Genomic DNA, 12,389 nt, shown 5'->3' on the forward strand with positions numbered 1-12,389 from the left:
GGAGTCTTCCATGTCCCTCGACAGCGCCACCCGCGAACGTATCGAATCCTTGCTCAAGAGCCACCGCGTGGTGTTGTTCATGAAGGGCACCCGCCAGCAGCCGATGTGCGGTTTCTCCGCCGCGGCCACCAACACGCTTAACGAGCTGCTGCCCGAATACCACACGGTCAACGTGCTGGAAGACCCGGAAATCCGCGAAGGCATCAAGGCCTACGGCGACTGGCCGACGATCCCGCAGCTGTATGTGGAAGGCGAGCTGGTCGGCGGCGCCGACATCATTCGCCAGATGTACGGCAGCGGCGAACTGCATCAGTTGTTCGGCGCCGCCGCGCCGGACCGCACCCCGCCGGAAATCACCATCACCGACAAGGCCGCCGAGGCGATCCGCCAGGGCACGGCCAATGCCCAGGGCCTGGCCCTGCACCTGGAGATCGGCCCCGACCACGGCGCTGGCTTCCAGCTGGCGCCGCCCGGGGACCACGACATCGTGGTCAGCAGCAATGGCATCGACGTGCACTTCGACCCAGGCAGCGCCCAGCGCGCCAAGGGCATCGTGATCGACTGGGTCTCCACCGTGCAGGGCGAGGGCCTGAGCCTGAAGTTCCCCGGCGCGCAAGAAATCAAGTCGCTGACCGTGCAGGAGCTCAAGGCTCGCCTGGCCGCTGGCGACGTCACCCTGATCGACGTACGCCCGGCCCACGGCCGCGCCCAGGCCGCCCCGCTGGCCCAGGCGCGCGTGCTGGACGAAGAAGGCTACGAAACCCTGGCTGCCCTGCCCAAGGACACCACCCTCGCCTTCATCTGCCACCACGGCGTGTCCAGCCGCGGCGTGGCCGAGCGCTTCGCGGCGCACGGCTTCAGCAACGTCTACAACGTGGAAGGCGGCATGGATGTGTGGGCGGCAGAGATCGATTCGAGCGTGCCGCGCTACTGAATCGAGCACACCTTAGCGAAGTTATCGAAAGGACGGGGCGCAAGCCCCGTCTTTTCTCAAAGAACGGCCGATGCGGCCACCCGCACCAGCCATTCATTCACTCCACGCCTTCTTCGAAGCGCAGATGCTTCACGCTGCGACCATTGCGGCGCACCAGCTTCAACGCCTCGATGCCGATGCGGATATGGCGCTCCACGTATTGCGCGGTCACGCTTCGATCGCTGGCCTCGGTCTTCACGCCTTCGGGGATCATCGGCTGATCAGACACCAGCAGTAGCGCGCCGCAGGGAATCTTGTTGGCGAAGCCGGCCGCGAAGATGGTGGCGGTTTCCATGTCCACCGCCATGCAGCGGGTGCGACGCAGGTAGTCCTTGAAGGCTTCGTCGTGCTCCCAGACACGGCGATTGGTGGTGTACACCGTGCCAGTCCAGTAGTCGTAGCCGAGGTCGCGGATCATGGTGGACACGCCGCGCTGAAGTTGGAACGCCGGCAGCGCCGGCACCTCCGGCGGCAGGTAGTCGTTGGATGTGCCTTCACCACGAATGGCGGCGATCGGCAACACCAGATCGCCGATCGCGTTCTTCTTCTTCAAGCCACCGCATTTGCCGAGAAACAAAGCGGCCTTCGGCGCGATCGCGCTGAGCAGGTCCATCACGGTTGCCGCGTTGGGACTGCCCATGCCGAAGTTGATCAGGGTGATGCCGTCGGCGGTGGCGTTGGGCATGGGCTTGTCGCGCCCCTGCACCTCTACGCCATGCCACTCCGCGAACAGATCGACGTAGTGGCCGAAATTGGTGAGCAGGATGTGCTCGCCGAACTGCTCCAGCGGTGTGCCCGTATAACGCGGCAGCCAGTTGGAGACGATTTCCTGTTTGTCTTTCATGAGACCCCTTGAGGTCGGCGCGCGGAACCTTCCGCTGCGCGTTACCGGCGACGCCACGCCGGCGATATGCCAAATAGTCTGGCTATCTTACCCGTATCACCTTGCTTGGCACTGTACGAGCGGCTCTCCGAAACAGGATGAACCAAAGCCGCGATTACGCGGTGTTTTCCTATCTGCAGCGCATCCAGCCCATGTTATGTTGCATGCGTCATTGATCGAGGGGGATGACATGATGCGCATGGGGCTAGCCATCGACGCGTCCTGCGATATTCCGCAGACGTTCTTGCAAGAGCACAACATCGCCGTGATGCCGATTACGGTGCGCGTTGACGGCGAAGTCTTCCTGGACGATCGCAGCCAGGCGGAACTTCACCGTTTCCTCGACCGCAAACTGGGCGACCGCAGCCACTCCGCCGAGACCGAGCCTTGCTCCGTCGAGGAGGTGCAGCAGCTGTTTCTTGACAAGCTGGTGTTGGAGCAGGACTGCGTGTTCTGCCTCACCGTCACGGCCACGCGCAGTCCGATCAACGAACACGTGATCAAGGCCAGCTTCGCCGTGCTCAAGCACTACCGCGAAGTGCGCGAGAAGGCGGGCATCCCGGGGCCGTTCCTGATGCGGGTGATAGACACGCGCAATCTTTTTGCCGGTGCGGCACCAGCCATCGTCGAGGCCACTCGCCTGATCAAAGCCGGTGAATCAGCCCCGGCGATCCGCGAGCGCCTCACCCACATCGCCAACAATTCCTACGGCTACATGCTGCCGCGCGATCTGTACTACCTGCGCGCACGCGCCAAGAAAAAGGGCGACCGCAGCGTCGGGCTGTTTAGCGCGGTGCTCGGCTCGGCTCTGGACATCAAGCCGCTGTTGCGCGGCTATCGCGGCGAGACCGGCCCGGTCGGCAAGGTGCGCGGCTTCGAGCACGGTGCCGAGACCTTGTTCAACTACGTTGCCCAGCGCGTGCATGCCGGCCTGCTGGTGCCGGTGGTCTGCGTGAGCTACGGCGGCGACTTGGCCGAACTGGCCAAACTCCCCGGTTATGCCAGTCTGCGCGCGGCCTGCGAGGAGTGCGGCGTGGAGCTGATGGAGGCCCCGATGAGCATCACCGGCATGGTCAATGTGGGCGAAGGCGCCATCACGCTGGGCTTTGCCGCCGAAGAGCACGTCGCCGAGTTCTAAGTCACTCTCGGCTTGCGACGGGAAGGCTAGAATCCAGCCAATGCGACGCCTCCTTGCCCTGCTGCTGTTGCTGCTGCCCTTCAGCGCCACACCGGTGGGCGCCACGACGGTCTACAAGTGCACGGGCGGCGACGGCAAGGTGATTTATCAGGATGCGCCTTGCACCAAGGCGCAGCACCAGCAAACGATCGACCTGCCTGACCAGCCGAGTGTCGCGCAGCCGCGCCCTGCGCCACCGGCTACAACGGACCAGGGCACGTCCGCTCCGCCACCTCCCGCACCTTACGTTCCTGCCGAACCGAGTGTGCCGCTGCCACGCATGTATGGCTGCACGCGGGCCACGGACGGCAAGGTTTACCTGAGCACCCAGGGTTACCCCGAGCCTTACCTCGCCCCCTTCGGCATACTCGGTGCTGTGCAGATGCCATTGGCGCACGCCTATGGCCCTGCTGGCGGCGCGGGCATATCCGCGCCGGAAGCCAACCGCGGCAAGATCACATCTGGGCTAGTCGCCGGCAACTACGTATGGGTGCAGGATCAGTGCCGTCCGCTCACGATCCAGGAGACCTGCCACGCCCTGCAGGATGCTTACGACGAGAACGCACGCAAACTGAGACGGGCCTTCAAGAGCGATCGCCCGCCGCTGGAACAACGCGACAACGAGCTGCGTGCGCAGCTCGGCCAATGTTGACGGCGATCTCCACGTAGAAGCTCGAGCTTTTCAGAAACCGTAGTTGAGGAACCCGCCGTCAACGGCCAGTACCTGGCCGGTGATGTAGCTCGCCGCCGGCAGGCATAGGAAGGCAATTGCTGCGGCGACTTCTTCCGGCTCACCGATGCGGCGCAGCGGCGTGCGGTCGAGCACTTCGTCGAGGTAATCGTCATCGGCCAGCGCAGGCTCGGAACGCTGCGTGCGGATGTACCACGGCGCCACCGCGTTGACCCGAATACCGTCGATGGCCCATTCCACCGCAAGGTTGCGGGTGAGCTGGTGCAGGGCGGCCTTGGTCATGCCGTAGGCCGACCCGGTGCGCACGTGGGTCATACCGGAGACGGAGCCTACGTTCACGATGGCGGCGTTGGCGTGCTGCACGAGTTGCGGATGCGCCAGCCGGCACATTTCGAAAGCGGAGAACAGGTTCAGTTCGAAGAGTGCGCGATAGTCCTGCTCGCTGTATTCCAGCGTGGACGCAGGCGCGTTGCCACCCGCGTTGTTGACCAACAGCGACAGCGGCGCACCGAGATCGGCGATCCAATCGAACACGGCGAGGCGGTCTTCCTGTTCGCTCAGGTCGGCGCCCAAAGCGAGCACTTCAATGCCCTCGAAATCGTCACTGATTTCGACGCGCACCTGCTCGAGATAATCCTCGTCGCGCGCCACCAACAGCAGGTTGGCACCCAGCCCCGCCAGCTCACGGGCGACGGCGTAGCCGATACCCTTGCTGGCTCCGGTGATCAATGCGGTATGGCCCTGCAGCTGCCAGGCGTCGATGCGATTGTTCATGCGCGGAAGCATACCCAACACGGCGCGCGCTTGCCGCTGTTGTGGCCGCGGGAGACACTGGCCCCACCCTTCACTGCGGGACACGTCCATGAAGTGGCTCATTCTTCCGTTGTGCACCCTTGCCCTGGCGGCCTGCTCCGGCAAACCGCCCGCACCGCAAGCCGCCCCCAAGCAGGAGCCTGCGCGCGTCGCCACGCCCTGGGACGACCTGAAGAAGGACGAACAAAAGGCCAAGGACGTGCAGAAGACCGTCGACCAGCAGGCCGAACAACAGCGCAAGCAGGTCGAAGCGGCGGAGCAATGAGTTGACCGTCTGCATCTCCCCGCACAGTGACGGCGGGCTCAACGAAATGCGCGCCACGTTTCCCGCGCTGCTGTAGGAGCGCACCCTGTGCGCGACAAACAGGCAGGACTGCCGGTTTGCACGGCGTAAGCCGCCCGCAGGGTGAGGCCCATGGATGGGCCGTGCTCTTAAATACCGGCCCTGCTGCGCAGGGCCTTCGCCCACAGGGTGGGCTCCTACAAAGGTATTGCGATGCCGCGCTTAGCGCGGCTCGCAGAAGCAATAGGCGTAGACGTTCGGCCGACCCGACTGCGCGGTACGCAGCAGCTTCAGCTCCGGCACCATCGCCGGCAGCTGCGCCACCCACGCCGGCAGGCGCACGCCGTACGCCTGCATCGCGCTCATCGCCGCGTTGTCGTTGAGCCCCACCAGGAATTGCTCGAAACCACCCAGCGGCGCTTCGATGTAATGCACGGGTGGATTCTTGCCGAGCTTGGCGCGCTGGGCCGCATCGGCTATCGCGTCGCCAATACCGCCGAGCTGGTCGACCAGGCCACGCTCCAGCGCCTGCTGACCGGTCCATACGCGACCCTGCGCGATGGTGTCGATAGCGTCATAGTCCTTGCCGCGCGCCTTGGCCACACTGCCGACGAAGTCGTGGTAGCCCTTGTCGATGATGGCCTGGATCAGCGTGCCTACCTTGGGATCGAGCGGACGGGTGATGTTGAACGCGCCAGCTAGCGGACCGGTGCCTACGCCATCGCTCTTCACACCCAGCTTGTCCAGCGTACCGGGCACGGTGAAGTACATGCCGAAGATGCCGATGGAGCCGGTGATGGTATTGGGCTCGGCATAGATGCGATCGGCATTCATCGAGATCCAGTAACCGCCACTGGCCGCGACGTTGCCCATCGAGACCACCACCGGAATACCGGCTTCCTTGGTCAGCTCGACTTCGCGGCGGATCTGCTCGGCGGCGTACACCTCGCCACCCGGCGAGTTCACGCGCAGCACCAACGCCTTGGTGCGATGGTCTTCGCGCGCGGCGCGGATCAGCGCCGCGGTGGACTCGCCACCGATCGAGCCCTGCGGCTGTTTGCCGCCCACGATCTCGCCTTCAGCCACCACCACGGATACGCCAGACGAAAGCAGGTCGCCGCCGTTCGGCAGGTTCGCCATGTAATGCTGCAGCTCTACCTCGCGGAAGCCCAGGCCCTTCTTGCCCGCCGGCACGCCTTCCTTGCGCATCATCGCTTCCAGCTCGGCGCGGGTAGCCAAGCCGTCGACCAGGTGCTCGTTCAAGGCCAGCTGGCCAAGGTCGCCCTGGGTGCTGGCAATCGCTTCCGGCAGGCCGTCGATGTCGGTGCGTAATTTGCTCGCTTCCAGCTTGCGTAGCTTGGCGACCTCGTCGATATAGGCGCTCCACAAGCCACCCATCCAGTAGCTGTCCGCTTCCTTCGACTCGGGCGAAGCGTGGTCGAGGATGTATGGCTCGGCGGCACTCTTGAACTGGCCCACACGGAACAGGTGCACGTCGACGCCGAGCTTGTCGAGCAGGTCCTTGTAGAACAGCCGGTAGTTGGCCAGACCGGTGAGCACCACGCCGCCCTTGGGATCGAGCAGGATGCGGTCGGCATGCGCCGCCAGGTAGTACTGGCCCTGATCCATATTCGCCGCCCACACCACCACCGGCTTGCCGGTGGCGCGGAAGCGATCGAGCGCCGCGCCCACTTCGTGCAGGGCGGCGAAACCGCCGCCATGAAGTTCGTCGGGCTCCAGCAAGATGCGGCTGATGCGGCTGTCCTTGGCCGCCGCGTCGATGGCGCTGGTCAGATCGCGCAGCTGTATCTGCCTCGGCTGATTGCCGGAAAGACCGGACAGCGCCCGCTGCAGCGGCTCGATGCTGTACTGCTCCACCAGTTCGCCCTGGGGCTTGAGCAGCAGCACGCTGTCATTCTGGATGCTGCGCTCGCTGCGGGTGCCGATGGCGAAGCCCGCCACGATCAACAGGAATAGGAACAGGAACGTAAAAAAGACCAGGTTGATGATCACCAGCCTGACTACGTTGATGCCGCGCCCGAAGACGCTAAGAAAGGCCCAGAAACCGTTGGGGCGGCGCTCCGTCATGCGTGCGTTCCTCAATAAGACGGGAGCAGCGTACCCGTTCCCGTCGTCATGGTCATGTGGGTGAAGTACTGGTGTTTGTGCTGGCGCCCCGGCGCCACCGCTCGCGCAGCGAGCTGCGCCAGAAACGCACGAACAGCAGCACCGCCGCCACACTCAGCCCGGCGATCAGGCCCATCCACATGCCGCGTGCGCCCATGCCTTGCCGGAACGCCAGCCACCAGCCAACCGGCATGCCGATCACCCAATAAGCGAACAGCGTGAGGGCCATCGGTACACGGGTGTCCTTGAGCCCACGCAGGGCGCCGTTGGAGGCCACCTGGATGCCGTCGGAAAACTGGAACACCCCGGCCAGTACGACCAACTGCGCCGCCAGCGCGATCACGCCGGCATCGTGGGTATATAGCGAAGCGATGAAGTGCGGCAGGCTCAGCATGAGGCCGGCCGAGAACACCTGGGTGACCAGGGTCAAGCCGATACCGCACAGGCCCGCATAGCGCACCCCGACCGCATCACCGCGCCCCACCGCGTTGCCCACACGCACGGTGATCGCCATCGCCAGACCCAGCGGAATCATGAAGAACAGCGAAGCGACGTTGAGCGCCACCTGATGGCTGGCGACGATGTTCTCGCCCAGCGTACCGATCACCAGCGCCACCGCGACAAACAAGCCGCCTTCCGCCAGCAGGGTGACTGCCATCGGCAAACCGACCCACAACAACTCGCCGATCTTCTTCAGGTCCGGCAGATCGAAGCGCTCGCCAAGACCCAGGCCACGATAGTTGCGGTGGCGCGCGATATAAGTCGCGAACGCCACCATCTCGATCCACAGCACCAGCGCCGTGGCGATACCGCAACCGCGCGCGCCCTGCGGCTCCAGGCCGAACTTGCCGAACATCAGCACATAGCCCAGTGGCGCGAGCAAGATGAGGCCGCCTAGGCTGAAATACATCGAGGGCCGGGTCAGCGACAGACCTTCGGACAAACCGCGCAGCGCGAAGTAGCAGGTCAGCGCGGGTGCGCCCCAGCTGATCGCCTGCAGGAATTCGCCCACGTCGCGGCGCAAGCCCGGCGCCACGCCAATCAGCGCGGTCAACGGCGCGGCATGACGCACCACGAACCACAGCAACACGCCCACCGTCACTGCCAGCCACAATGCCTGGCGGAACAGCGCACCCACTTCGGGGCGGCGGCCGGCGCCATCCAACTGCGAGACCGAGGGCGGCACCGCCATCATCATGCCGATGCCGGTCACGATGGCCAGGGCCCAGATGCTGGCGCCCACGGCCACCGCACCGAGCACATGGGCGCTGAAATGGCCGGCGAGCATGGCATCAACCACGTTGGTGCCGACCGCGGCGAGCTGCGCGGCAATCAGGGGAAGCGCGAGGCGAATGGTGGCGCCGATCTCATGCGCCACTCGGGCGCGATCGGGACGGAACAGGTTCATATGCAGAGACTCCAGAACTTACGATTCTACAGGAGTCATCCGACGGAGCTGCCGTCGTCATCAGGTTATGACAACATCGCCCGCTTCACGGGGGAGGGGTCAGGGCATGAAGGAAGTGGTGTCGTACGAAGGCGTGCATTGCGCCAATTGCAATGCGTCGATGCTAGGCGAGTTCTGCCACGACTGCGGGCAATCCATCCATACCGTGCTCAAACCCATGCACCACATGATGGAGGACACGCTGGAAACGGTGTTCCACATCGATGGGCGAGTGGTTCACACGGTGCCGCCGCTGCTGACCAAGCCCGGCTTCCTCACCATGGAGTACTTCTCCGGCCGCCGGCAACGCTATATAGCGCCGTTCCGCCTGATGTTCATGCTGTGCTTGCTGGCGTTCTTCCTAACGCACGTCGCCATTGATGTGCTGGCCGGACATCGCCTCGAGGAAGGCCCTCCTCTGGTTCAGCTAGACAAAAACACCTTCGATGACCTGAAGACACCTGCCGAGGTGCAGCGCTCACTGGATGAGCAATTGGCGGGTATACGCACGGGTCGGGAGGCAACGCCGGACATTGCCCAAAGTGGACTGAATATCGCCGAGAAGAAATTGCGGAAACAGGCCGCCGCCCGCATAGCCGTCTTGCAGGCTGCGGGTGCGCCAGCCGCCAGCGCATCGGCAGCCATACCAGCGGACCACGCCAAGACAGACGACGAGGACAGCGGCGATAACGAAAAGTGGCTGCATAAGCCCTCCGACGTCCACATCGCCTGGCTGCCCGAATTCGCAAACGCCCGGCTCACTCATGCGATGGTCAATATCAAGGCCAACTTAGAAGGCCTCAGCAAAGGCGGCACCGCCAAAAATGAAGCTCTGGAGCGCATCAAGGCCGGACTGTTCGGCGTGCTGCCGCAGACCATGTTCTTGATGATGCCGGTGTTCGCCCTGCTGCTGAAGTTGGCCTACCTGTTCAAGCGCCGGCTCTATATGGAGCACCTGATTGTCGCGCTGCACAGCCATGCCTTCCTGTTCCTGACGCTGTTGCTGGCCGCAGTGCTGGCCCTGCTCAAGGCATGGATCGAACCACACGCGGCCTGGGCGGCCTATCCGCTGCGCTGGATCGAGTGGGGGCTGGCCCTGTGGGCGCCGATCTACCTGCTGGTGATGCAGAAACGTATTTACCGCCAGGGCTGGTTCATGACCACGGTGAAGTATTTTGCGATCGGCTGGTGCTACCTGTGGCTGCTGTCGATCGCCCTGGCCTCCGCTGTAGCGCTCGGCCTTGCCCGGTAGAGCACCGCGACAATTTTGTGACGCAAATCACGGCAATACCTCGCAGCCAAGCCGCCGGAAGACACCTGTCAAGGCCTCTGTTTTGGGTTTTGCACAGCATCACGAGACTGTCAAGACAAGGCATCGCTTCATGGCAATTACATGAACACCAGCCAAGCATCATTTGCAACTCATTGATATTTTTTGATTTTCTCGCATGGCTAAAACTTATCCATCCTGTCGCGAAGGGCGTCATCACAGGCCTGAAGGCACTCCCTCCCCGATACATCCACAGACTTATCCACAGCTCTTGTGGATAAGAGGAAAATTCCCACGGACATAGCCACTTATCGGTCACTCCTCGACCCCGCAGCAGCAAACTCCGCCAAGACCTATCAAGCCATGGGACATGTACCGGCGCGTCCACCCGCTCCTCACCCGGTCTGCACATGACAGTTACACTGGCCCGCCACGAGGTTTTGCATGCCCGCCGTTCTTCGCGTCGCCCTGCCTGTCCCCCTGCCGACCCTGTTCGACTACCTGCCGCCCGCGGTGGGCGAGGCGCAGGCCGGTAGCCGCGTACTGGTGCCGTTCGGTCGTGGCAAGGCGGTGGGCGTGGTGGTGGAAGCGGGCGTGGAATCCGCCTTGGGTGGCGCCCGCCTGAAGCGGGTCATCCGCCTGCTGGACGACAGCCCACTGCTCGACGCCGAACTGATGAAGACGCTGGCCTGGGCGGCCGACTACTGGCTCGGCGCGCCCGGCGAAGCCTATGCCAACGCCCTGCCGCTGGCCCTGCGCGAAGACAAGCCGCTGCCGGATACCCGCGAGGAAGTCTGGGCGCTGACCGTGGCCGGGCGCAGCGCCTTGGATGCAGGCAGCCGCAAGGGCGGCAGCCGGCGCCTGCTGGAAGCCCTGGCCCCCATGCCCTTGAGCGCAGGGGAGCTGCATGAGCACCTACCCGATTGGCGCGAAGCCGCGCGGCGCCTGTCCAGCGCGGGCCTGATCGAGCGCATCGAACGCCTGCCGGATGCGCCAGCACCCTCCAGCGAGCCACCCACGCTCAGCCCCGAGCAGCAGCACGCCGTGGCGTCGGTCCATGCCGAGCTTGGCCGCTTCCAGCCGTTTTTGCTCGATGGCGTGACAGGAAGCGGCAAGACCGAGGTCTACCTCGCCCTGATCGAATCCGTACTCGCGCAAGGCAGGCAGGCGCTGCTGCTGGTACCGGAGATAGGCCTCGCTCCGCAGACCGTTCGGCGCCTGCGCGAGCGGCTGGGTGTGGCCGTGGAAGTGCTGCATTCCAATCTCTCTGAAGGCGACCGCGCACGCGCCTGGCTGCGCGCCCGCTCGGGCGAAGCCAAGGTGATCCTGGGCACGCGCTCGGCCGTGTTCACGCCGCTGCCACACGCAGGGCTGATCGTGGTCGACGAGGAACACGACGGCGCGTACAAGCAGCAGGAGGGTTTCCGCTACCACGCACGGGACCTGGCCCTGCTGCGCGCCCGCGCACTCGACATCCCGGTGCTGCTCGGTTCGGCCACGCCCTCGCTGGAGTCGCTGGCCAACGTCGATGCAGGCCGCTATCGCGCCCTGCATCTGCGCGCGCGCCCTGGCGCGGTGCGCCCCACCCAGGTGCAGATCGTGGACATGCGCGCACAGCGTCTGGAACACGGTCTGTCACCCACCCTGCTTACCGCCGTGGCCGACACCGTGGCGCGCGGCGAACAGGTGCTGGTGTTCCGCAATCGCCGCGGCTATGCGCCGGTGCTGCTCTGCCACGCCTGCGGCTGGCACGCCGAGTGCACGCGCTGCGAGCATCCGCTCACGCTGCATGCGGGACGCCGCCAGCTGATCTGCCACCACTGCGACCTTCACGCCCGAGTGCCGGAGGCCTGCCCCTCTTGCGGCGCAAGCGACCTCAAGCCACAGGGCCAAGGCACCGAACGACTGGAAGAAGCGCTCGCCGCGCAATTCCCTGATGTGCCCGTGCTGCGCATCGATCGCGAGACCACGCGTCGCCGCGATGCCTTCGAACAGCTATTGGACAAGCTGCGCGACGAAGGTCCCGCGGTCCTGGTCGGCACCCAGATGCTGGCCAAGGGCCACGACCTGCCCAATCTCACCCTGGTCGCCATCGTCGGTGTGGACGAGGGCCTGCACAGCGTGGATTTCCGCGCCAGCGAACGCCTTGCGCAGCTGACGGTGCAGGTGGCCGGACGCGCCGGACGCGCCAGCAAACCCGGTCGCGTGTTGTTGCAAACTCATCACCCGGAACACCCGTTGCTACGCCAGTTGCTCGCCCAAGGCTACGGTGCCGCGGCGAAGGATTTGCTGGCCGAGCGGCGCATGGTGCAGCTCCCGCCTTATCAACATCAGGTGCTGCTGCGCGCCGACGCGCTCCAGCGCGAGCACGTCGATACCTTTCTGCGCGAAGCCCACGGTGCGCTGGTCCACGACACACTGCAGGTCGCAGGTCCGATGCCGGCGCCCATGCCACTGCGCGCGGGTCGCCATCGTGGACAACTGCTGATCGAAGCCGCCAGTCGCAGCACCTTGCACACCGCATTGCGGCCATGGCAACGCACGCTCGCATCACTGCCTTCGGCACGACGCGTACGCTGGTCGCTGGATGTGGATCCGATCGATCTGTATTAAGGACCCTCTGATCTATTCCACGTAGGCGGCATGATCTCCAGAGGGCGCGCTGCGGGCGCCGCGTGGCGATGCGCCTGACTGGCCGTCAGGTCGAGCCGCGCGGCGCCCGCAG

10 protein-coding genes are annotated in these 12,389 nt (G+C 64.7%); 6 read left to right on the plus strand and 4 right to left on the minus strand.

Translation table 11 applies throughout. The features are described 5' to 3' along the window. Positions 1-10 precede the first annotated feature (10 nt). A complete protein-coding gene (gene grxD, locus OUZ45_RS20125; protein WP_266172117.1) occupies positions 11-934 on the plus strand; it encodes a Grx4 family monothiol glutaredoxin in 924 nt (307 codons plus the stop codon). Positions 935-1,031: 97 nt separating this feature from the next. On the opposite strand, the gene OUZ45_RS20130 is transcribed toward grxD, so the two are convergent. Further along, positions 1,032-1,817 carry an AMP nucleosidase gene (locus tag OUZ45_RS20130; protein WP_266172118.1) on the minus strand — a complete coding sequence of 262 codons (786 nt, stop codon included), beginning with the start codon at positions 1,815-1,817 and terminating at the stop codon, positions 1,032-1,034. Positions 1,818-2,049: 232 nt separating this feature from the next. On the opposite strand from OUZ45_RS20130, the gene OUZ45_RS20135 reads away from it, so the two are divergent. After that, positions 2,050-2,994, plus strand: coding sequence for a DegV family protein (locus OUZ45_RS20135; protein ID WP_266172127.1), 945 nt, complete (start codon positions 2,050-2,052; stop codon positions 2,992-2,994). Positions 2,995-3,034: 40 nt separating this feature from the next. After that, positions 3,035-3,685, plus strand: a complete 651-nt coding sequence (locus OUZ45_RS20140) for a DUF4124 domain-containing protein (protein WP_266172119.1) — start codon at positions 3,035-3,037, stop codon at positions 3,683-3,685. 30 nt (positions 3,686-3,715) lie between these two features. On the opposite strand, the gene OUZ45_RS20145 is transcribed toward OUZ45_RS20140, so the two are convergent. Then, the gene (locus OUZ45_RS20145) at positions 3,716-4,498 is read right to left on the minus strand and encodes an SDR family oxidoreductase (RefSeq protein ID WP_266172120.1); all 783 of its coding nucleotides are present in this window, start codon (positions 4,496-4,498) and stop codon (positions 3,716-3,718) included. Positions 4,499-4,586: 88 nt separating this feature from the next. Here OUZ45_RS20145 and OUZ45_RS20150 point away from each other — a divergent pair, with 88 nt between their 5' ends. Further along, positions 4,587-4,802 (plus strand): hypothetical protein, encoded by a 216-nt coding sequence (locus OUZ45_RS20150; protein ID WP_266172121.1) that lies wholly within the window; start codon positions 4,587-4,589, stop codon positions 4,800-4,802. A 240-nt stretch (positions 4,803-5,042) separates the two neighbouring features. On the opposite strand, the gene sppA is transcribed toward OUZ45_RS20150, so the two are convergent. Beyond that, on the minus strand, positions 5,043-6,908 hold the full coding sequence (gene sppA, locus OUZ45_RS20155) for a signal peptide peptidase SppA (RefSeq protein WP_266172122.1): 1,866 nt from the start codon (positions 6,906-6,908) through the stop codon (positions 5,043-5,045). Positions 6,909-6,960: 52 nt separating this feature from the next. Next, on the minus strand, positions 6,961-8,355 hold the full coding sequence (locus OUZ45_RS20160; protein ID WP_266172123.1) for an MATE family efflux transporter: 1,395 nt from the start codon (positions 8,353-8,355) through the stop codon (positions 6,961-6,963). 229 nt (positions 8,356-8,584) lie between these two features. Between OUZ45_RS20160 and OUZ45_RS20165 the strand changes: the two genes are divergently transcribed. Further along, positions 8,585-9,646: a DUF3667 domain-containing protein gene (locus OUZ45_RS20165; protein WP_266172124.1), complete on the plus strand. Its 1,062-nt coding sequence runs from the start codon at positions 8,585-8,587 to the stop codon at positions 9,644-9,646. A gap of 462 nt (positions 9,647-10,108) precedes the next feature. After that, complete coding sequence (locus OUZ45_RS20170; protein ID WP_266172125.1) at positions 10,109-12,277, plus strand: primosomal protein N'; 2,169 nt, start codon at positions 10,109-10,111, stop codon at positions 12,275-12,277. Positions 12,278-12,389: the final 112 nt, after the last annotated feature.

The sequence above is a fragment of the Dyella subtropica genome, from assembly GCF_026283965.1.
In the GTDB taxonomy this organism is placed as follows: Bacteria; Pseudomonadota; Gammaproteobacteria; order Xanthomonadales; family Rhodanobacteraceae; genus Dyella_D; species Dyella_D subtropica.